At 62.9% G+C, this 21,653-nt stretch carries 13 protein-coding genes; 9 read left to right on the top strand and 4 right to left on the bottom strand.

Annotation, left to right across the window (positions count from 1 at the left end):
• Positions 1-251 precede the first annotated feature (251 nt).
• Both nagZ and M5B96_RS15675 read left to right on the top strand, forming a co-directional pair.
• A complete protein-coding gene (gene nagZ, locus M5B96_RS15680; RefSeq protein ID WP_248797638.1) occupies positions 252-1,250 on the top strand; it encodes a beta-N-acetylhexosaminidase in 999 nt (332 codons plus the stop codon).
• A gap of 10 nt (positions 1,251-1,260) precedes the next feature.
• Positions 1,261-2,001 carry an S-methyl-5'-thioinosine phosphorylase gene (locus M5B96_RS15675; RefSeq protein ID WP_248797614.1) on the top strand — a complete coding sequence of 247 codons (741 nt, stop codon included), beginning with the start codon at positions 1,261-1,263 and terminating at the stop codon, positions 1,999-2,001.
• 28 nt (positions 2,002-2,029) lie between these two features.
• On the opposite strand, the gene M5B96_RS15670 is transcribed toward M5B96_RS15675, so the two are convergent.
• From M5B96_RS15670 to mfd, 3 genes are read right to left on the bottom strand one after another with little or no spacing between them, the layout of a single operon-like run.
• A complete protein-coding gene (locus M5B96_RS15670) occupies positions 2,030-4,723 on the bottom strand; it encodes a DEAD/DEAH box helicase (RefSeq protein ID WP_248797637.1) in 2,694 nt (897 codons plus the stop codon).
• Positions 4,724-4,742: 19 nt separating this feature from the next.
• On the bottom strand, positions 4,743-5,309 hold the full coding sequence (locus M5B96_RS15665) for a CsiV family protein (RefSeq protein WP_248797613.1): 567 nt from the start codon (positions 5,307-5,309) through the stop codon (positions 4,743-4,745).
• Between the two features lie 10 nt (positions 5,310-5,319).
• Positions 5,320-8,769, bottom strand: coding sequence for a transcription-repair coupling factor (gene mfd, locus M5B96_RS15660; RefSeq protein ID WP_248797610.1), 3,450 nt, complete (start codon positions 8,767-8,769; stop codon positions 5,320-5,322).
• A gap of 352 nt (positions 8,770-9,121) precedes the next feature.
• Here mfd and M5B96_RS15655 point away from each other — a divergent pair, with 352 nt between their 5' ends.
• The 5 genes from M5B96_RS15655 (at position 9,122) to M5B96_RS15635 (ending at position 17,360) form a co-directional block, all read left to right on the top strand.
• Positions 9,122-10,585, top strand: a complete 1,464-nt coding sequence (locus tag M5B96_RS15655; protein ID WP_248797608.1) for a glyceraldehyde-3-phosphate dehydrogenase — start codon at positions 9,122-9,124, stop codon at positions 10,583-10,585.
• Positions 10,586-11,264: 679 nt separating this feature from the next.
• Positions 11,265-12,476 (top strand): HlyD family secretion protein, encoded by a 1,212-nt coding sequence (locus M5B96_RS15650; RefSeq protein WP_248797607.1) that lies wholly within the window; start codon positions 11,265-11,267, stop codon positions 12,474-12,476.
• Positions 12,473-13,726, top strand: coding sequence for a hypothetical protein (locus tag M5B96_RS15645; protein ID WP_248797606.1), 1,254 nt, complete (start codon positions 12,473-12,475; stop codon positions 13,724-13,726). The genes M5B96_RS15650 and M5B96_RS15645 overlap by 4 nt, the downstream gene beginning before the upstream one ends.
• A gap of 1 nt (position 13,727) precedes the next feature.
• Positions 13,728-15,875, top strand: a complete 2,148-nt coding sequence (locus tag M5B96_RS15640) for a glycosyltransferase family 2 protein (RefSeq protein ID WP_248797605.1) — start codon at positions 13,728-13,730, stop codon at positions 15,873-15,875.
• 12 nt (positions 15,876-15,887) lie between these two features.
• Positions 15,888-17,360: an efflux transporter outer membrane subunit gene (locus M5B96_RS15635; RefSeq protein ID WP_248797603.1), complete on the top strand. Its 1,473-nt coding sequence runs from the start codon at positions 15,888-15,890 to the stop codon at positions 17,358-17,360.
• 102 nt (positions 17,361-17,462) lie between these two features.
• Here the strand turns inward: M5B96_RS15635 and M5B96_RS15630 are convergent, their stop codons facing one another.
• On the bottom strand, positions 17,463-18,761 hold the full coding sequence (locus M5B96_RS15630) for an MFS transporter (RefSeq protein WP_248797598.1): 1,299 nt from the start codon (positions 18,759-18,761) through the stop codon (positions 17,463-17,465).
• Positions 18,762-19,059: 298 nt separating this feature from the next.
• Here M5B96_RS15630 and M5B96_RS15625 point away from each other — a divergent pair, with 298 nt between their 5' ends.
• On the top strand, positions 19,060-20,082 hold the full coding sequence (locus M5B96_RS15625) for an FAD:protein FMN transferase (RefSeq protein WP_248797593.1): 1,023 nt from the start codon (positions 19,060-19,062) through the stop codon (positions 20,080-20,082).
• Positions 20,083-20,242: 160 nt separating this feature from the next.
• Positions 20,243-21,637, top strand: coding sequence for a Si-specific NAD(P)(+) transhydrogenase (gene sthA / locus M5B96_RS15620; RefSeq protein WP_177092416.1), 1,395 nt, complete (start codon positions 20,243-20,245; stop codon positions 21,635-21,637).
• The last annotated feature ends 16 nt before the right edge of the window (positions 21,638-21,653 follow it).

Genomic DNA, 21,653 nt, shown 5'->3' with positions numbered 1-21,653 from the left:
GGGCTGTACGAAAACTCGCCGCGCCGGCAGTTTTCGTGCGCGGTCGCACGCTACGGGTGGGCGCGCCGGCCTTGATCCGCTAAGCTGCCGCCCATGCCTGATTTTTTTCTGTTCCAAGTCTCCCTTGTCCGTTCCCGCTTGCCTGGCGCCGCCCATGGCAAGGCGTTGCCGTGCCCGTGTGTTGGCGGTCGGCGCGCCGGTTCGCGAGGACAACGGGCACTCTTGTCCAAGGATTTCCTATGAGTACTGCCCTGCAAGGCTCCCTGATGGTGGACGTCGCCGGTACCTGGCTGACGGCTGAAGATCGCCAGTTGCTGCGCCAGCCGCAAGTCGGCGGACTGATCATCTTTGCGCGCAATATCGAGCACCCGCGTCAGGTCCGCGAACTGAGCGCGGCCATTCGCGCCGTGCGCCCGGACCTGTTGCTGGCGGTCGACCAGGAAGGCGGGCGGGTGCAGCGCCTGCGCCAGGGCTTCGTGCGCTTGCCGGCGATGCGTGCGCTGGCTGACAACCCGAACGCCGAATACCTGGCCGAGCAATGCGGTTGGCTGATGGCGACCGAGGTACTGGCGGTGGGCCTGGATCTCAGCTTCGCGCCGGTCCTGGACCTCGACTACCAGCGCAGCGCGGTGGTCGGCAGCCGCGCCTTCGAGGGTGACCCCGAACGTGCGGCGCTGCTCGCCGGGGCGTTTATCCGTGGCATGAACAGCGCCGGGATGGCCGCTACCGGCAAGCATTTCCCCGGCCATGGCTGGGCCGAGGCCGACTCCCATGTGGCGATTCCCACCGATGAGCGCAGCCTGGATGAGATCCGCGCCAATGACCTGTTGCCTTTCGCCCGCCTGAGCCGGCAACTCGCCGCGGTGATGCCGGCCCATGTGATTTATCCACAGGTCGATGCGCAACCCGCCGGTTTCTCGCGCCGTTGGCTGCAGGATATCCTGCGTGGCGAACTGCAATTCGACGGGGTTATCTTCAGCGACGACCTGTCGATGGCCGGTGCCCATGTGGTCGGCGATGCCGCCAGTCGGATCGAGGCGGCCCTGTCCGCCGGTTGCGACATGGGCCTGGTGTGCAACGACCGGGCGGCCGCCGAACTGGCCTTGAGTGCTGCCCAGCGCTTGAAGGTCACGCCGTCGCCGCGCATCGAGCGGATGCGTGGCCTGGGGTTTGCCCGCACGGATTATCGCCAGGACCCACGCTGGTTGTCGGCGCTGACGGCGCTTAAAGACGCTCAACTGATTGACTGAGGAATCTTGCATGACGGTTTACGCAATTATCGGCGGCACGGGCCTGACCCAGCTCGAAGGTTTGAGCATTCGTCAGTCCCTGGCGCTGGACACACCCTACGGTGCCCCTTCGGCGGATATCCAGATCGGTGAATACGCCGGGCGTGAAGTACTGTTCCTGGCACGTCACGGGCACCCGCACCGGTTTCCGCCGCATCAGGTGAACTACCGGGCCAACCTCTGGGCGCTGAAACAGGCGGGGGCCGAAGCGATCCTGGCGGTCAACGCGGTGGGCGGGATTCATGCGGCGATGGGCACCGGGCATTTCTGTGTGCCGCATCAACTGATCGACTACACCAGCGGTCGCCAGCACACCTACTTTGCCGATGACCTGGAGCAGGTGACCCATATCGATTTCAGCTATCCCTACAGTGAAGGCCTGCGGGCACGGCTGATTGCGGCATTGGCCGCCGAGGGGTGTGCCTATAGCAGCCATGGCGTCTATGCCTGCACCCAGGGGCCGCGCCTGGAGACGGTGGCCGAGATCGCCCGCCTGGAACGTGACGGCTGCGATATCGTCGGCATGACCGGCATGCCGGAAGCCGCGCTGGCTCGCGAGCTGGAACTGGACTATGCCTGCCTGGCATTGGTGGTGAACCCGGCGGCGGGCAAATCGACGGCGGTGATCACCATGGCCGAGATCGAGCAGGCCCTGCATGACGGCATGGGCCAGGTGAAGTCGACACTGGCGCGGGTGCTGTCGGGGCTCTAACGTGAAATAGCGTTAGGTTCAGGCGCTTTCAACGGCCGGCTTTCTTGTCCGGCAGCGGTGCGAACAGGGCTTCGATATCGTCGTTCTGCAGTTGCCAGTCGCCGGCCTGGCGGCCATCGAGCACGCCGGCGGCCAGGTCCGATTTTTCCTGTTGCAGGTGCTGGATCTTTTCTTCCACCGTGCCGCGGGCAATCATCTTGTAGACGAACACCGGCTTCTCCTGGCCGATCCGGTAGGCGCGGTCGGTGGCCTGATGCTCGGCGGCCGGGTTCCACCACGGGTCGTAGTGGATCACCGTATCGGCTTCGGTGAGGTTCAGCCCGACGCCGCCGGCCTTGAGACTGATCAGGAAAATCTGCAACTTGCCGCTCTGGAAATCCTTGACCGGTGTGCGCCGGTCGCGGGTCTGTCCGGTCAGCAGGGCATAAGCCACCCCGCGTTTACGCAACTCGACCTCGATCAGCGACAGCATCGAGGTGAACTGTGAGAACAGCAGGATCCGCCGACCTTCATCGAACAATTCCTCGAGCATCTCCATCAGGCTGTCGAGCTTGCCCGAGGCGCTGCCGCGCGCGGGCAGCGGCGCATCGTTGACCAGGCGCAGGTCGCAACAGACCTGGCGCAGCTTGAGCAGCGCCTCGAGGATAATGATCTGGCTGCGGGCCACGCCCTTGCGGGTGATCTCGGCGCGGACCTTCTTGTCCATGGCCAGGCGCATGGTCTCGTAGACGTCGCGCTGGGCCTCGTTGAGTTCGACCCAGTGGATGATCTCGGTCTTCGGTGGCAGCTCGGTGGCCACCTGTTCCTTGGTGCGCCGCAGCAGGAAGGGTTTGATCCGGCTGTTGAGGTGTTGCAGGCGGACTTCGCTGGCGTGTTTTTCGATCGGCGTCCGATAGTCGCGATTGAAGCTCTTCACGTCCCCCAGCCAGCCCGGCAGCAGGAAGTGAAATAGCGACCAGAGCTCGCCCAGGTGGTTTTCCAGCGGCGTGCCGCTCAGGCACAGGCGTTGCCGCGCGTCCAGTTCACGGGCGGCCTGGGCGGCCTTGCTGCCGGGATTCTTGATGTACTGCGCCTCGTCGAGGACCAGCACATGCAGCGGCTGGGCCTTGAGCTGTTCGAGATCCTTGGGCAGCAGGGCGTAGGTAGTGAGCAGCAGGTCGTAATCCTGCAACTGCGCGAAATGCTTCTTGCGCCCGGCCCCATAGAGCGCCAGCACCTTGAGTTGCGGGGTGAAATGCGCGGCTTCGTCCTGCCAGTTGGGAATCAGGCTGGTGGGCATCACCACCATGCACGGGCGATCCAGGCGTCCGGCCTGCTTTTCACTGAGGATGTGGGCCAGGGTCTGCAGGGTTTTGCCCAGGCCCATGTCATCGGCCAGGATGCCGCCGACTTCCAGTTGCCTGAGCGATTGCATCCAGCTCAGGCCCTCGTGCTGGTAGGGGCGCAGCGTGGCATTGAGGCCTTCGGGGATCGCCGCGCTGTAATCGCGGATATCCCGCAACCGTTGGGCGAAGCCACGGATCTGTTCACCGCCTTCCCACAGCAGCGACAGCTCGTCGAGCGGGTTGAGCCGGGTCGCATCGGCATGGCTCAGGCGCAGGCGGGTGGTGCCGGGCTCTTGCAGGTAGAACTCGCCCAGGGTGTTCAGCACCGGTCGCAGGCGTCCATAGGGTAGCGCGACCTGGAGCGGCCCGTGGCTGCCGCCGGGGGATGCCGGGATGTTCACCAGGATCAGTTCGTCGTCGCGGCGCCGCGCCAGGCGCTCGGGGTTGAGCAGTTCGGTGTGCGAGCGCACCAGGTTCAGCAGGATCGGCAGCAGGCTCAGGCGCTCGCCATTGACGATGATCCCCAGCTCAAGGTCGAACCAGTCGCGCTCGGGGGCTTCGTCGACCGTGGCGTACCAGTCTTCCACGGGGCTGAGGTCGAACCCGAAGTCCTCCTCGATCTGCAATTGCCAACCCTGGGCGCGCAGGCCGGGCAGTTCGTTCAGGGTGAAGTTCAGCCAGGCGCTGTCATTGACCATTTCGAACAGCTCGCCGGCACTTTCCGGCAGGGCCTTGCTCTGGCGCGTGGCGATCTTGAATCCGAGCAGGCGCAGTTGTTCGCGGCAGGCCTTTTCCGCTTCGAGTTGGCGTTTGATGCGCAGGCTCTGGTGTTCCTGGCGCAGGATGATATCGGCGTTTTTCTGTCCGCTGACGTATTCGCCCAGGTAGTCGAAGGACAGGGCCGCGCGGTGCTGGATATAGCGCTGCATGCGCCCGTTGCGCGGCTCGAAGGCACTGAATTCGATACTCGCCAGCCACAGCCGCGGCACCGGCATCAGGTCGTCGATGCGCTGTTGCGGCAAGGGCGGCGGTGTGCGCGCATCGAGTACGGCCTGGAGTTTCTGCAGCAGTTCGGCGTCTTTTTCCGCGGCGGGGTAGGCCAGGGTTTCCTGGACTTGCAGCAGCACCGCGGCGGTGTGCTTGCAGCAACTGCGCACCGGGCAGGTGCAGGTGGCGTCGACTACCAACAGGGTGCCTTTGGCTGACTCGCGCAGGTGAATGGTCTGGCGGTAGGTATTACCGCCCGAGCCTTCGCAACTGGCGGTAATGGTGCTGTCGCCGGCCTGGACGATCCTCACGCGGTTTTCCAGGGCGTAGCGCCGGCCCCGTTCCAGGCTCTGTTCCTTGAAGCGACTGACCCAGGACGCGGCAAGCGGTTTCGTCAGGGTGGGCGTCAGGGACGAGGGCATCGGACGTTCACTGGTCGAGATTCTGTGACGGCGCTTCGCGTTTCGATGCGGCGAGTGAGGTCACCTTGAGCAGCAGGGCGAGGTGGCCGGCATCGAGGAAATTGAGTTGGCCGTTCTTGGTCTGGCTGGTCTGGTTCAGGCGTTCACTGGCAATGACCATGCCGTTCCTGTCGAACTGGTTGACCCAGAACTGCGCCTGCACGTCGGTGAAGCGCCTGAGGGTGAAACTCAGCGTGCCCTGCACCGGGAACTGGCCGAACTGCTCCTGGCCTTCGGTGATCGAAACCAGGCTCGGCTGGTCGCCCAAGGGCTGTTGCCAGGCCTTGTGCAGCAGCACTTCATAGTTGCCGCTGGCCCCCAGCTTGGCGGTCATCTCGTTGAGGCTGGGGGTGCGCTCCTGGTCGGCGGTGAGCGGCTTGGCGCCCTTGGCCCAGTCCTCGGGCGCCGGTTGGCTCTGGAAGGGTTGTTCCAGGTTCTGCCGGATCAGGATCATTTCGATCTGATACAACTCGTCGGCCAGCGCCGCCGGGGCGATCAGGACCAACAACAAGGCCAGCGAGGGTATCAGGCGCATACGGCGTCCTTCAGGCAGTTTTCGGGGCGAGGCGCTCGAACAGCGCCTCCAGTGTATTAAAGCGTTCTTCCGCACGTTCCATAGGTACCATGAACTTGAACAGGGTCGCGCCTTCGAATTTGTAGCGGTTGGGCTGGCCCTGTATCAACTTGATCAGCGCCAGTGGATCGACCGGGGTATCCGTGGCGAACTCGATGCGCCCGCCTTGCGGACCGCCGTCGACCTTCTTGATCCCCAGCTGCTCGGCCTGCAGTTTGAGCAGGGTCAGGCGCACCAGGTTCTTGGTCGGTTCCGGCAGCAGGCCGAAACGGTCGATCATCTCCACTTGCAGGTCCTTGAGACCCTCTTCGTCGGTCGCCGAGGCGATGCGTTTGTAGAGGATCAGCCGGGCGTGCACGTCCGGCAGGTAGTCTTCGGGGATCAGCGCCGGCAGCCGCAGGTTGATTTCCGGACCACCGCCCAGGGGCTGGTCGAGGTTGGGCTGCTCGCCCTTGCGAATGGCCTTGACCGCGCGCTCGAGCATTTCCATGTACAGGGTAAAACCGACTGCCTGGATCTGCCCGCTCTGGCCGTCTCCCAGCAGCTCGCCGGCACCGCGGATTTCCAGGTCGTTGGTGGCGAGCACGAAGCCGGCACCGAGGTCCTGGGTATTGGCGATGGCCTCCAGGCGTTTTTCCGCGTCGGGGGTGATCTGCTGGCGACCCGGGGTCAGCAGGTAGGCATAGGCCTGGTGGTGGCTGCGTCCGACTCGGCCGCGCAGCTGGTGCAACTGGGCCAGGCCGAACTTGTCGGCGCGCTCGATGATGATGGTGTTGGCGCTCGGCACGTCGATGCCGGTCTCGATGATGGTCGAGGCGATCAGCACGTTGAAGCGCTTGTGGTAGAAGTCGCTCATCACCTGTTCGAGGTCGCGTTCGCGCATCTGCCCGTGGCCGATGCCGATCCGCGCTTCCGGGACCAGTTCGGCGAGGTCGGCGGCGCATTTCTCGATGGTCTTCACATCGTTGTGCAGGTAGTAGACCTGGCCGCCGCGCAGCAGCTCGCGGAGCAGGGCCTCCTTGACCGTGCTCTTGTTCTGCTCCATGACGAAGGTGCGCACCGACAACCGGCGTGCCGGCGGGGTGGCGATGATCGACAGGTCGCGCATGCCCGACACCGCCATGTTCAGCGTGCGCGGAATCGGCGTGGCGGTCAGGGTGAGGATGTCGACTTCGCTGCGCAGGGCCTTGAGCTGTTCTTTCTGGCGCACGCCGAAACGGTGTTCTTCGTCGATGATCACCAGGCCCAGGTTCTTGATCTTCACATCGTCCTGCAGCAGTTTGTGGGTGCCGATGACGATATCGATCTTGCCCTCGGCGAGGTCCGCCACCGCGGCATTCACTTCCTTGGCGGACTTGAAACGGCTCATCACTTCGACCGTCACCGGCCAGTCGGCGAAGCGGTCGCGAAAGCTGTTGTAGTGCTGTTGGGCGAGCAGGGTGGTGGGCACCAGGATCGCCACCTGCTTGCCGCCATGCACGGCGATAAAGGCCGCACGCATGGCCACCTCGGTCTTGCCGAAGCCGACGTCGCCGCAGACCAGGCGGTCCATCGGCTTGGGCGCGAGCATGTCGGCGCGCACCGCTTCGATGGTGGTCTGCTGGTCCGGGGTCTCCTCGAACGGGAAACCAGCGCTGAAGGTCGCGTAGTCGGCTTTCGGATCGGCGAACGCATAACCTTCGCGGGCGGCGCGGCGGGCGTAGATGTCGAGCAGTTCGGCGGCCACGTCGCGGACCTGTTCGGCGGCCTTGCGCTTGGCTTTCTGCCAGGTTTCCGAGCCCAGGCGGTGCAGCGGGGCAAGGGCGTCGTCGCTGCCGGTGTAGCGGGCGATCAGGTGCAGGTTGGCTACCGGCACGTAGAGCTTGGCGCCCTCGGCGTAGGCCAGGGTAAGGAATTCCGCGACCTGGTTGTCGATCTCCAGGGTCGCCAGGCCCAGGTAGCGGCCGACACCGTGGTCGATATGCACCACCGGCGCGCCTTCGCGCAGTTCGGTGAGGTTCTTGATCACCGCGTCGTTGTTGGCGTCGGCGCGTTTTTCCCGGCGTCGGCGCTGCATCACGCGTTGGCCGAACAGCGGGCTTTCGGCAATCAGCGCCAGGGCCGGATCGTCCAGCAGCAGGCCTTCGTCCAGCGGCGCGATGGTGATCGCCAGGCGCTCCTTGCCGGCGGCGAAGTCCGGCCAGCTGTCGACGGTCTTGGGGCGCAGCTTCAGGCGTTCGAGCAATTCCAGCAGGACTTCCCGGCGCCCGGCGGACTCGGCGGTGAACAGCACGCGGCCGGGAAACTCATCGAGGAACGCGGAGAGTGCCGCCAGTGGCTGGTTGGCCTTGGCCTCGATCGCCAGGTTCGGCAGTTCGCGGGCGGCGAAGCGTTCACGGCCGATGCCGGTTTCGACGTCCTGCTGGCTGGCGACCACCCGTGGCCAGCTCTTCAGGCGGGCGAAGCAGTCTTCCACCGGCAGGAACAGTTCGGCCGGCGGCAGCAGCGGCCTGGTCGGGTCGACGCGGCGCTCCTCGTAGCGGTTGCGCACATCGTTCCAGAAGTTTTCCGCCGCCTGCTCGATGCCCGGCAGGGAGAACACCTGGGTGTCCTGGGGCAGGTAGTCGAACAGGGTCGAGGTTTCCTCGAAGAACAGCGGCAGGTAGTACTCGATGCCGGCGGGGGTGATCCCGCTGTTGAGGTCCTGGAAGATCGGGCAGCGGCGGAAGTCGACATCGAAACGCTCGCGAAAACGCGCCTTGAAGCGGGTCACCGCTTCCTTCTGTAGCGGGAACTCCTTGGCCGGCAGCAGGCGTACCGAGTCGACCTTGTCGATGGAACGCTGGTTTTCCGGATCGAAGGTGCGCAGCGTCTCGATTTCGTCGTCGAACAGGTCGATGCGGTACGGCAGCTTGCTGCCCATCGGGAACAGGTCGATCAAGGCGCCGCGCACGGCGAACTCGCCATGCTCGTAGACCGTGTCGACGCAACGGTAGCCGCTGGCCTCCAGCCGTGTGCGCATCTGTTCCACGTCCAGCTTCTGGCCGATATCCAGGACCAGGCTGCTGCCCAGCAGGAACTTGGTCGGGGCCAGGCGGTGCAGGGCGGTGGTGATCGGCACCACCAGCACGCCATGTGCCAGCTCCGGCAACCGATAAAGGCTGGCGATGCGCTGGGAGATGATGTCCTGGTGCGGCGAAAACAGATCGTAGGGCAGGGTTTCCCAGTCCGGGAAATGCAGCACCGGCAAGTCGGGGGCGAAGAAGCTCAGTTCCTGTTCCAACCGTTCGGCGCTTTGGCTGTCGGCGGTCAGCAGCAGGGTGAAGCGCTTGGCAGCGCTGGCAGCCTCGGCAATCGCCAGGCTCAGGGCGGCACCGGGGAGATTGCCCCAGTGCTGTTTACCTGCCGCGGCAGGGAGAAGCGGTAGACGCAGAACGGGCACGGAAGGTTGAGCTCCAAGCGTTGCGACGAAAGTCGGTAATTGTAACGGCCCAGGGTGCCGCCTGTCAGTTGCAGACTGTTTCTATTACGCATTGAGGGAAATGTAGTGGCTATGACAAGAAATAGCGCTTTCCAACCCATTATGTAGTGCCGTATTGGCCGGATGTTTTGGAGGGTTACGGACAAGTCGCCAATCAGCGCTCATTCCGTACCCGGCTGCAAGCCGCGTATTTACTGGGCTGGCGCGGGGGGCATTTTTTTCAAAAGGGTTTTTCTTGGCCGATGTACGACAGGCGCGCATTGCTCGCAGGGCCACTCGGCGGCATAATGTAGCCCCTTTTTTCAGCCCCTACATGTGGAAGGTTCCCGTGACTCAGAAGCCCGACCAGTGTCTTGGTGAGTGGATTGATCGTGAAGCGCTTGCAGAAGCGATGATCCCGCTTATCGGTCAGCTCTACCGCAATAACAATGTGGTGAGTTCGATCTATGGCCGCAGCCTGATCAACCAGTCTGTCATCGCGATTCTCAAGGCTCACCGCTTTGCTCGCCATCGTCAGAGCGATGATGTCGAACTGTCCGTCCACGAGACTTTCCCGCTGCTCAAGGCGATGAGCGAGCTCAAACTGGGTGCCGCTTCGGTGGACCTGGGCAAGCTGGCCGTGAAATTCAAGGCGCAAGGCAACGGTCGTAGCGCCGAGCAGTTCGTTCGCGAAGAACTGGCCGATGTGGTCGGTCAGCAGAACGCTTCCGCTCGCAAGGGTACCGACGTGGTGCTCTACGGCTTCGGTCGTATCGGCCGCCTGCTGGCGCGTATCCTGATCGAGAAAACCGGTGGCGGCGACGGCCTGCGCCTGCGTGCCATCGTTGTGCGCAAGGGCGCCGAGAACGACCTGACCAAGCGCGCCAGCCTGCTGCGTCGCGATTCGGTGCACGGTTCCTTCAACGGCACCATCACCATCGACGAAGAAAACAACACCATCACCGCCAATGGTAACCTGATCCAGGTTATCTACGCGAAGAACCCGACCGAGGTGGACTACACCCAGTACGGCATCAAGCATGCCCTGCTGGTGGACAACACCGGTGTCTGGCGTGACGCCGAGGGCCTGGGCCAGCACCTGACCTGCCCGGGTATCGATCGCGTGGTGCTGACCGCACCGGGCAAAGGCAAGCTGAAGAACATCGTGCACGGTATCAACCACGGCGAAATCACCGCCGAGGACAAGATCGTTTCCGCGGCCTCCTGCACCACCAACGCCATCGTGCCGGTGCTCAAGGCGGTCAACGACAAGTTCGGCATCCTCAACGGACACGTTGAAACGGTTCACTCGTACACCAACGACCAGAACCTGATCGACAACTTCCACAAGGGCAATCGTCGTGGGCGCAGTGCCGCGCTGAACATGGTGATCACCGAGACCGGTGCCGCCACTGCCGCGGCCAAGGCCCTGCCCGAGCTGGCTGGCAAGCTGACCGGCAACGCGATCCGGGTGCCGACGCCGAACGTGTCGATGGCCATTCTCAACCTGAACCTCGAGAAGGCCACCACTCGCGAAGAGATGAACGAGTACCTGCGCTACATGGCGCTGCACTCGGATCTGCACAAGCAGATCGACTTCGTCAATTCCCAGGAAGTGGTCTCCACCGACTTCGTCGGTTCGCGCCACGCCGGTGTGGTCGACGCCGAAGCGACCATCTGCAATGACAACCGTGTTATCCTGTACGTCTGGTACGACAACGAGTTCGGTTATAGCTGCCAGGTGGTTCGCGTGATGGAAGACATGGCTGGGGTCAACCCGCCCGCGTTCCCGCGCTAAGCATTCGCCGCAGATGAAAAACGCCCCGACTTGTCGGGGCGTTTTTCATTGGCTAAGTGTCTGGCGGATTTGTCGCGAAGGCTATTTTGCTGTGTTGTGCGAGTCGATGTTTTATATCGCTTTCATCTGGTAAGTTGTTCGCTTGAAGCGATATCCATATAGAAAGAATTTTAATTTTATTTTTCGATGAATTAAAAATTCCAGGAAAAATAATTAGTTGTGGGTCGCTTGTTGAAAGTGTCCATCTAATGGATCCATTTTTTCAGGGCGCTATATAATTGGCGTCATTAAATTGTTCACGCCTGGGCGCTTGACACTGGAAAAGACCCAACATAGTGTCGCCTCTGACGACGCCCGAGCTTGCCAATAACTAGCTAGCAAAATGCCTGTATTTAGCCATCAGGCAGGGTTGAAGTCCATGAGCTTCCTTTCAGTAATAAACAGGCAACATAAATAGTGGATAAGTGGTCACTATGAACGGATGCCAACTTCCAAAAAGACAGGAATATCATTCCTGCTCACAACACTAAGAAACCAACTAAGTCAGGCAGATCAAGTAGTGGCCTGATGATGGGACATCTTTGCTGGTAACACCTGCTTTATGCCTTTCACGATAACGTGCGGCTATTGGCTGCTTGTTGAAAATGAATGTCTTCATGTCCTATCGGGAGAACCTGACATGACCGAAGAGCGCACAAGGCACTTTCCATTGTCCCTGCTACCCCGCCTGGTGGGTGTGGGCATCCTGGTCTTTATCCTGTGGCTGTTGTTGTCGACTTTGTTCATGCCGTTGTTATCGACGTCGGCTACGCGGGCCATCCTCAATGCCCCGGTGATTTTGCTGACCACGCCCATCGATGGCGTGGTGAGTTCCCTCAGCATCAAGTCGGGCACCTCCTTTGTCGAGGGACAGCAACTGGCGGTGGTGGAAAACCCCCGGGCCAATCAAGACACCTTGCTGACCTTGCAAACCCGGCGCTTGAGCCTGGAGCAGGAGTTGTCGTCTTCCCTCAGCCAGTTCGAGCATGACCAGCAGTACTACCAGGCGCTGGAGAAAATCAGCCAGCAATACCAGACGGCTTTCCATACCCGCCAGCTGTTCGGCCAGAAAGCCCTGCGTGCCGAAAATTACGCCGCCAGCGCGCGCTTGAAAGAGGCTGAGGAAACGGTGGAGCGCAATCTCGAGTTGTTCCGCCAGGGAGCGGTCAGTAATGCCTTGGTCGACTCGTCGAAAGCCCAGTTGGCCTCGTTGCAGGGCGCCGCGGAGACCGTCAGGTCACAGTTGGGTATCAGTAACGGCGATCTGAGCGCGGCCAACCAGCAGGTCTACCTGGACCCTGACCAGTTGCGCATGTTCGACCTCAGCTCGCATTTGGTCACCTTGAAGCTGAGCCTGGACAACCAGGAGCGCAACCGCTCCACGGTGGAGCAGGAGTTGCAAAAACTCGACGGGTTGATCGAAGCGGAAAACAGTCGGATCAAGCTGATGTCCGGCTATGACGTGGTGGCCTATTCCGCCGGGACGGTCCAGGAGGTGGTGGCGCCCCAAGGTACGCTGGTACGCGCCGGCTCGACCCTGGTGCGCGCGACCAATTGTGGGGAAAGCTACGTCATCGCGGTGTTTCCCGAGCGGGTGGCGAGCAAAATCGATCGTGACACCGTGCTGAAGGTGAGCATTCGCGGGCTGGACGAGCCGTTGACGGCCAAGGTCGAGCAACTACTGTCCCACTCATCCGACCTGCAGCCGGGAACGTACAGCGTGCCTTTCCCCTATGCCGAGCAGAACTCCGTGTATGTGGTCGCCACCTTTGCCGCGAATCTCAGTGACCGGCAACGAAGCATGGTGTGCAAGCCCGGACTCTGGGCTTCCGCCGAGGTCGCGGGGAAATGAGCCGCTGGCGCGGCGTGGCCTGGCTGGTCTGCGGGTGGCTGCTGGGGCTCGGGCAACCGGCCTGGGCGGTGCCGCCCCGGGAGCAACTGGCGGCGGACACCTGTAGCGCGTTGGAGCAGGCGACACAGGCCTATCCCGGTAGCGGTCCGGTGCTACTGACCAGCTATCCGACCCTGGACGGGCAGCCACCGGCAATACTGGCGCTGCGCGGGGTGGCCTTCACCTATGACAATGCCCTGGCCAGCATCGCCCTGTTCGCCTGCGGCAAGACGCAGTCGGCTCGCCGGCTGGCCGATGCCCTGGCGTTTGCCGTGGAGCATGACCCCGAGTACGCCGACGGGCGTTTGCGCAATGCCTATGCGGCCGGTCCGATCAAGGACCAGACAATGGGGTTGGCGGGGTATTGGAGCACCGAGCGCAACGCCTGGAGCCAGGATGCCTACCAGGTCGGTAGTGCTACCGGCAATCAGGCCTGGGGGGCGCTCGCGCTGCTCGAGGCTTTCCGCCAGACCGCCGAGCCGTCTTACCTTGCAGCCGCACGCCGGGTGCTGCGCTGGGTCCGGCAGAACACCTACGATACCCAGGTCCCCCTGGGTTTCAGCGGTGGCGTCTATGGCTACCTCAACCGGCAGGTCCGGCAAGGTTGGAAGTCCACCGAGCACAATGTCGACCTGATAGCTGCCTGGACCGCGCTCGACCGCCTGGCGGCGGACCCGGATGCACGACGCCAGGCGCAGGTGGCCCTGGGCTTCGTGCAAAGCCAGTGGGATGGCGGTGAGGGGCGTTTCCTGATTGGCACCGGCGACGATGGACGAACCTCGGATCGCCTGCGCTCAGGGCTGGACGCGCAGCTCTGGCCGTTGCTGGCGGTTCCTGATCCGCCGCGGGACTGGCGTCGGGTGTTTGCCTTCGTTGATCAAAGCCACCGTTTCGCCGACGGCTACGGGTTCAACCGCAACCCCGACGGCGTCTGGACCGAGGGCACCGCCCAGGCCGCGGCGGTGGCGCGCCTGACTGGTCTGCCCGACCGGGCCCGGCCGTTGTGGCCGGTGTTACTGGGGTTGCAGGCCGGCCACGGTTGGCTCTTCGCAACGCCGCAGGCGCAAATCAGCACTGGGCTGGCCATCGGCCCGGACTCGCCGAGCAACGATTTCTTCTACTACCACCTGCCTCATCTGGGCGCCACGGCATGGGCCGCTATCGCGGCCACCGGGGTCAACCCTTTTACCGGCGCTCAGGAGGCGGACTGACATGCAGGCACTCGACCCGTTGCAGCTTGTGCAAATCAATTTCTGGACCCTGGCGGTGGTGATTCTCTTCAGTTGCCTGACCCGGCGTGAGCAGTGGGGCGCCCGCGCTGGTTTTGGGGCGATCACCGCCTTGTTGCTGATCAATTACGCCGCCTGGCGCATCCGCGACACCTTGCCCGACGGTCAGGGCGGATTTGCCGTGGTCTGGGCCTACACCTTTCTGTTTTTCGAGATGATGGCCATTGGTTACACGCTGTTTTCCATTATTGTCATGCTCTGTCGCAGCGATCACCGCGCCAGCGCCGATGCCGGCGAGCGTCGCTTGCGCGCGGCGGGGAACGACGTGCCGGCAGTGGATGTGTTTATCGCCACCTACAACGAGGGCCTGGATATCCTCGAAAAGACCATTCTTGCTGCCCAGGCCATCGACTACCCCAACTTCACCGTCTGGGTGCTCGACGATACCCGGCGCGACTGGTTGCGCGACTATTGCGCCGAGGCCGGGGTGCAATACGCCCGGCGTGCAGACAATACCCACGCCAAGGCCGGCAACCTGAACAATGGGCTGCGCCAGTCGGCGGCCAGCAGCAATGCGCCGTACATCCTGGTGCTGGACGCCGACTTCGCCGCTCAGCAACCGATCCTGATGCGCATCCTCGGCTTGTTCGAGGATCCCCGGGTGGGCCTGGTACAGACCCCGCAGTTCTACTACAACCCGGATCCGATCCAGCACAACCTGGGCTCGTCCGACTGCTGGGTGGACGAGCAGCGAGTCTTCTTCGATGTCTTCCAGCCGGCCAGGGACGGCTGGGACGCGGCGTTTTGCGTGGGCACCTCCTTTGTGGTGCGGCGCGACCTGATTACCCGCATCGGCGGTTTCCCCACCGGCTCGGTCTGCGAGGACATCTACACCACCTGCCGCCTGTTGCAGCAAGGCTATGTGACCCGCTGGCTCAATGAACGGCTGTCCATCGGCTTGTCGGCCGAAGGCTTGACCGAGTACATCAACCAGCGTGCGCGCTGGTGCCTGGGGACCCTTCAGGTCGCGCTGTTGCGGGAAGGGCCGCTGCGTGGTCGTGGCTACAGCCTCAATGACCGCCTGCACTATCTGCACGGTCTGATGCACTGGTTCTCCAAGCCTTTCATCCTGATGTTGCTGGTGTCGCCCGTGCTCTATTGGTACTTCGGCATTGCCGGGTTCTATGCCAAACCTGTGGATTTCCTGGCTTTTGGCATGCCGGCACTGATCGCCTTCTGGGGGTATGGCACCTGGGTCACGGCCCGCCGGACCCTGCCGGTGTTTACCGAAGTCACGCAGATCGTCGCGGCCCTGGCGGTCACCGCGACGATTGCCAGTGCCATGGTCCGTCCGTTCGGCCGCCCCTTCAAGGTGACTGCCAAAGGCCTCGATCGCACCCGTACCCTGATCCACTGGAAGCTGTTCGGATTCTTTCTGGGGTTGATCCTGTTTTCCCAGGTTGGCGCGTTCATCGCCATCGCCACGGCCGCGGCCTTCGACGGCAACATGTTGTTCAACCTGTGCTGGACCGTGGTCGCGCTGATCTACAACCTGGCGACGCTGGTGGCCTGTGTTGACCGGCCGCGGCTACATGGCGAAGAACGCTTTCCCTTCGATGAGGCCACCGGCTTGCGCCTGGGGACGAAAACCTTTGCGGCGCGGCTGGTGGATATTTCAGTCAGCGGGCTCTGCTTGTCTTGCAGCCTGGCCGCTTCGATCAAGCCGGGTGTGCGTGGCCAGGTGTGGATCCGCTCGCTGGGTTGGTTCGGGGTGGAGGTCATGCGCAACCAGGGTCGTGATCGCCTGGGGTTGCGTTTTGTCGAGCTTGATGAGCGCCAGCGCCAGCGCCTTATCGCCCGGCTGTTCAGTGACGCCAGTGTCAATGTGACCAGCAAGGCCGAGCCGGCGATGGCCTTTGGCACCCTGTTGCGCCGTTCGTTGCTGGGGGAGCGGCGAGCGCCGCGGTCATTCTCCCGGAGCTCGAAAAGTCCGTCCTATGACGGGCTGCCGAGTTATCGAACGGCGGCGCTGCGCTTGCGCAAACAGCCCCTGTCGCCGGTGGCTGGAGCCCGTGGTGGCCTCTGGGATGCCCTGCTTTCACCCTTGCGGGCTTTGTTCGGCTTGCGTTGATAGAGGTGGATCATGAACCGTTGCGTACCTTCGACTTGTCTGCTGTCCCTGCTGCTGCTCGGCGCTTGTTCGCTGGAGCCCGCCTACCAGAAGCCGGATGCGCCGATCGACCAGCAGTGGCCGGCCAGTTCGACGGGCTCCTGCTGTGCGGCCAAGGAGGCGTTCGATCACGATTGGCATGGATTTATCGTCGATCAGCGGCTGCGTAGCCTGATCGAGCTGGCGCTGGCCAACAATCGTGGCCTGCGCCAGTTCGCCGCCAGTGTGGAAGAAGCCCGGGCCGGCTATGCCGGGGCGCAGTCGGCGTTGTTCCCGTCGATCGGCGTAGATACCTATGCCGGGCGTAGCAAGTTGCCGCCGCTGGTGCGCACGCCGGGCGGTGGCGACAGCGCGGGCAGTATCGCCAATACCTTCCAGGCGACAGCCGGCTTCACCTCTTACGAACTGGATCTGTTCGGGCGCATACGTAGCCAGAGAAGCGCCGCCGGCGCTCGCTTCGAAGCCTCCGAAGCAGATTACCAGACGGCCCGGTTGGCGCTGATCGGCGAAGTCGCCAGTACCTGGTTGAGCCTCAAGGCCAGCCAGAACCTGCTGGATCTGGCCCAGACCACCTACGAAACCCAGAACAACTATGGGCAGTTGCTGCGCAAGAGCTACAACCTGGGCTCCAGCGCGCAGATCGACGTGCACCAGGCCGATGCGCAAACCAATACCGCGGCGGTGCAGATCAACACCTACCGCATGCAAGTGGCGCAGAACATGAACGCCCTGCGGGTCCTGGTCGGGCAGCCGGTGCCCGCGGCCTTGTTGCCTGACGGAGTGTTGGGCGAGTCCCTGGCCACCGCCGATGTGCCTGCCGGGCTGCCATCGTCCTTGATGACCCGGCGTCCCGACATCATGGCGGCCGAAGCTTTGCTGCGGGCGGCCAATGCGGACATAGGCGCGGCGCGTAGCGCCTACTTCCCGACCTTTTCCCTGACGTCGGCGCTGGGCAGCCTGAGTGGCGATTTTTCCCGCTTGCTCAGCGCCCCGGCGCAGTTCTGGTCGACCGCCCTGAGCGGCTCCCTGACGCTGATCGACGGTGGTGCCCGCCGGGCCCAGGTGGATGGCGCGCATGCCCGCTTCGATGGTCGCGCCGCGGCCTATGAGGCGACGGTGCAGAATGCCTTTCGCGAGGCTGCCGATGCGCTCAATGCGCGCCAGGAGATGCTCGTCCAGGTGGCGGCGCAGAAGCGCCTGGTGGAGGATTACCAGGCGGCCTATCGCCAGTCACGCTTGCGTTTCGAGGCGGGTATGGACAGCTACTTCTCGACCATGGATGCCCATCGCTCGTTATTCGAGGCACAGCAGAAATGGTCGCAGTTGGAGCTGGCACGGGAGATCAATCAGGTGAACCTGTACAAGGCCCTGGGAGGGGGTTGGAGCCAGTCGTTGAAGGTCGCCGGTGAGCAGCGTGTGGCGCAACCGCCAAGGTCGGGGCCGTGATGGAGCCCCTGGCAAACCGCCGCGCGGCGTCCGTACCGCGCGCGAGGTGACCAGCAAGCGCCGGCACATGGCAGGCGTTTGCTGGCGGGGGAGGGCGTCTGCTCAGCCGCGGCTGGACACGGCCATCTGCGCGGTGCGCAGTTCATGCTTGTTGCCACGGAACAGCACCAGGGTCGCGATCAACCCCAGTACCGCCGCGGCACTGAGCCAGATACCCGGTGCCGCCTTGTTGTCCAGCACATGGATCAGGTAGGTACAGACCGCCGGGGTAAAGCCGCCGAAGGTCGCCGTCGCCAGGCTGTAGGCCAGGGAGAAACCGGTGGTCCGCACTTCGACCGGCATGATCTCGGTCAGGGCCACGACCATGGCACCGTTGTAGGAGCCGTAGAGGAACGACAACCACAGCAAGGCGATCAGCAGGTGACTGAAGCTTGGCGCCGATACCAGCCAGGACAGCACCGGATACGCCGTGAGGATTGCCAGGATGGTCGCCGCCAGCAGCAACGGCTTGCGCCCGATCTTGTCGGACAGCGCACCCATCACCGGCAGCCAGAAGAAGTTCGACAGACCGATGCACACGGTCACCAGCAGGGCGTCGAAGTCCGACAGGTGCAGCTCAGCCTTGCCGAAGGTCGGGGTGTAGGCGGTGATCAGATAGAAGGACACGGTGGTCATGATCACCAGTGCCGTGCCTGCCAGTACCAGGCCGAAATTCTGACCGATTGAGCGCATCACTTCCGACAGGCTCGGACGATGTTTGCGTGCCTGGAACTCAGGTGTTTCTTCCAGCGAGCGACGGATGATGAAAATCGCCGGAACGATCATGCAGCCCACCAGGAACGGCACGCGCCAGCCCCAGTCACCCATCTGCTCGGGGCTCAGCCAGTGGTTGAGACCCACGCCCAGCAGACCGGCGAAGACCACCGCGGCCTGTTGGCTGGCGGACTGCCAGCTGACGAAAAAGCCCTTGCGGCCCGGGGTCGAGATCTCGGCCAGGTAGACCGAGACGCCACCCAGTTCAACGCCGGCGGAGAAGCCTTGCAGCAGCCGCCCGAGCAATACCAGCAGTGGTGCGGCCACGCCGAGGGTCGAATAGCCCGGGACACAGGCGATCAGCACCGTACCTGCAGCCATCAGCGCCAGGGTGATGATCAGGCCTTGGCGACGACCATGGCGGTCAATATAGGCACCGAGGAAAATCGCACCCAGTGGACGCATCAGGAAGCCGGCACCGAAGGTGGCCAGCGAGAGCATCAGGGACGCGAAGGCGCTGTCGTTGGGGAAGAAGGTTTTAGCGATGGCCGTGGCATAAAAGCCGTAAACCATGAAGTCGAACATTTCAAGGAAGTTGCCGCTGACAACACGAAAAATCGCCTTGCCCTTGCCCGTATTCGAGGCCATTTTATTTACTCACTTTGTCTGTCTTATAAGCAATCCGTCGTCTTTGCTCGTCCTCACTGCACCTTTCAGGCATACGCACGCTGGCAGAACAGTTTTGTAACGATATGTGTAATAAGGTCATCAGGCAACAAAAAACCTAGCCTGCTGGCTAAGTGGCACAACCCTTGATCTAGACGGCTTCCCGCGGGCGTTTGGGTGGCTGATCCGAAGCTTGCTGATAGGCAGGCGGCTGTCTGACGCATAATGGTCAACCTCGGAAAGAGCCTTCCCGCCAATCATGTCAAATCCACAAGCTGCCATGCCTTTGTTACGACCCCTGGTACTGGGCGGCGCCTTTGCCCTGCTCGCCGGTTGCGGCAACACCGACTCGCTGGAGCAGTTCGGCGGCCCGACCATGGGCAGTACCTATTCCATCCAGTACGTTCGGCATGCCGCTGGCCCGGCGGTCGCCGAGGTCCGGCCCGCGGTCGAGGCGATCCTGGCCGAGGTCGACGGGCAGATGTCGACCTATCGCGGCGACTCGGTTATCGAGCGTTTCAACGAGCTGCCGGCCCACAGTTGCCAGGTCATGCCGGCCGCGATCCTGGAGCTGGTCCGGGTCGGCGAGCAGCTGTCGCGGGACAGCGACGGTGCCTATGACCTGACGGTCGAGCCGTTGATGAACCTCTGGGGGTTTGGCCCGCAGGGGCGTGAGGAGAAGGTGCCGGACGCGGCGCAACTGGCTGAGGTGCGTCAGCGCGTCGGCCACCACTACCTGCGTATCGACGGCGATCAGCTGTGCAAGGATGCCGCGGTGGAGGTGGACTTCAACAGCATCGCGGCGGGGTACACGGTGGACCGTATCGTCGACCGTTTGAAAGCGCTGGGCCTCGACAGCTTTCTCGCCGAGGCCACCGGCGAACTGAAGGCCGTGGGCAAGAAACCCGATGGCAGTCCCTGGCGCATCGCCCTGGAGGTGCCTCGGGATGACCAGCAAGTGGCGCAACGGGTCATCGCCCTCGACGGTTATGGCGTTTCCACCTCGGGTGACTACCGTAATTATTTCGAACAAGACGGCAAGCGTTATTCGCATACCTTCGACGCCCTGACTGGCGCGCCGATTACCCACAACCTGGCCTCGGTCACGGTGATTCATCCGTCGACGCTGATGGCCGATGGCTTGTCGACCCTGCTGTTGATACTGGGGCCCGAGCGCGGTTGGGATTACGCGGAAAAACACGGCATCGGCGCATTTTTTGTGATGCGTGCCGATACAGGTTTCGTCACACGGACAAACCAGGCGTTCGAGCGCCTGGCCAAGGGTGACGGGCATAACATGTAGTGCAGGCAAAGCTGGCCTACGACGCGACCAAGGGTTAATGTGCGCGGCGTTGAAGCTTCTATAGACTGCACACCGAGATTTGATCCTTCATGTCGCTGGCCGCGACATGATTTAGCCGCAGGTGCCAGAGGGGTGCCTCGGCCTGTTCTGAGGAGTACGCATGGCTGTCTACAACTACGACGTAGTGGTACTGGGTTCCGGCCCGGCTGGTGAAGGCGCGGCAATGAACGCCGCGAAAGCGGGGCGCAAGGTGGCGATGGTCGACAGCCGTCGCCAGGTCGGCGGTAACTGCACCCACCTGGGGACCATCCCGTCCAAGGCCTTGCGTCACTCGGTCCGGCAGATCATGCAGTTCAACACCAACCCGATGTTCCGGGCCATTGGTGAGCCGCGCTGGTTTTCCTTTCCGGACGTGCTGAAAAGCGCGGAGAAGGTCATCGCCAAGCAGGTCGCTTCGCGCACCGGCTTCTACGCCCGCAACCGGGTTGACCTGTTCTTCGGCACCGGCAGCTTCGCCGACGAGCAGACCATCGAAGTGGTCTGCTCCAACGGCGTGGTCGAGAAACTGGTGGCCAAGCACATCATCATCGCCACCGGCTCGCGGCCGTATCGCCCGGCCGATATCGACTTCCACCACCCGCGTATCTACGATAGCGACACCATCCTCAGCCTCGGCCACACGCCGCGCAAGCTGATCATCTATGGTGCCGGGGTGATCGGCTGTGAGTACGCCTCGATCTTCAGTGGTCTCGGGGTACTGGTGGAGTTGGTGGACAACCGCGACCAGTTGCTCAGCTTCCTCGACTCGGAAATTTCCCAGGCGCTGAGCTACCACTTCAGCAACAACAACATCACCGTGCGCCATAACGAGGAGTACGACCGGGTTGAAGGCCTGGACAACGGGGTGATCCTGCACCTCAAGTCCGGCAAGAAGATCAAGGCCGACGCCTTGCTCTGGTGCAACGGTCGTACCGGCAACACCGACAAGCTGGGCATGGAAAACATCGGGGTCAAGGTCAACAGCCGCGGCCAGATCGAAGTCGACGAGAACTATCGCACCTGTGTGCCGAACATCTACGGTGCGGGCGATGTGATCGGTTGGCCGAGCCTGGCCAGTGCGGCGCACGACCAGGGGCGTTCGGCGGCGGGGAGCATTGTCGACGACGGCAGCTGGCGTTATGTCAACGACGTACCGACCGGGATCTACACCATTCCGGAGATCAGCTCGATCGGCAAGAACGAGCATGAACTGACCAAGGCCAAGGTGCCTTACGAAGTGGGCAAGGCCTTCTTCAAGAGCATGGCCCGGGCGCAGATCGCCGGCGAGCCGCAAGGCATGCTGAAGATCCTGTTCCACCGTGAAACCCTGGAAGTGCTGGGTGTGCACTGCTTCGGCTATCAGGCGTCGGAGATCGTGCACATCGGTCAGGCGATCATGAACCAGCCGGGCGAGAACAACACCCTGAAGTACTTCGTCAACACCACCTTCAACTACCCGACCATGGCCGAAGCCTATCGGGTAGCCGCTTACGATGGCCTCAACCGGCTTTTTTGAGTGGCTCCGGCCGGTG

The organism is Pseudomonas sp. MWU13-2105, from assembly GCF_023242315.1.
Lineage (GTDB): Bacteria > Pseudomonadota > Gammaproteobacteria > Pseudomonadales > Pseudomonadaceae > Aquipseudomonas.
This window is presented reverse-complemented; position numbering and strand designations above follow the sequence as displayed.

Excerpts from the sequence above, each read along its gene's own strand:
- M5B96_RS15675 (WP_248797614.1), top strand. The coding sequence starts at position 1,261 with ATGACGGTTTACGCAATTATCGGCGGCACGGGCCTGACCCAGCTCGAA.
- M5B96_RS15665 (WP_248797613.1), bottom strand. The coding sequence starts at position 5,309 with ATGCGCCTGATACCCTCGCTGGCCTTGTTGTTGGTCCTGATCGCCCCG.
- M5B96_RS15655 (WP_248797608.1), top strand. The coding sequence starts at position 9,122 with ATGTGGAAGGTTCCCGTGACTCAGAAGCCCGACCAGTGTCTTGGTGAG.
- M5B96_RS15650 (WP_248797607.1), top strand. The coding sequence starts at position 11,265 with ATGACCGAAGAGCGCACAAGGCACTTTCCATTGTCCCTGCTACCCCGC.
- M5B96_RS15645 (WP_248797606.1), top strand. The coding sequence starts at position 12,473 with ATGAGCCGCTGGCGCGGCGTGGCCTGGCTGGTCTGCGGGTGGCTGCTG.
- M5B96_RS15640 (WP_248797605.1), top strand. The coding sequence starts at position 13,728 with ATGCAGGCACTCGACCCGTTGCAGCTTGTGCAAATCAATTTCTGGACC.
- M5B96_RS15635 (WP_248797603.1), top strand. The coding sequence starts at position 15,888 with ATGAACCGTTGCGTACCTTCGACTTGTCTGCTGTCCCTGCTGCTGCTC.
- M5B96_RS15630 (WP_248797598.1), bottom strand. The coding sequence starts at position 18,761 with ATGGCCTCGAATACGGGCAAGGGCAAGGCGATTTTTCGTGTTGTCAGC.
- M5B96_RS15625 (WP_248797593.1), top strand. The coding sequence starts at position 19,060 with ATGCCTTTGTTACGACCCCTGGTACTGGGCGGCGCCTTTGCCCTGCTC.
- sthA (WP_177092416.1), top strand. The coding sequence starts at position 20,243 with ATGGCTGTCTACAACTACGACGTAGTGGTACTGGGTTCCGGCCCGGCT.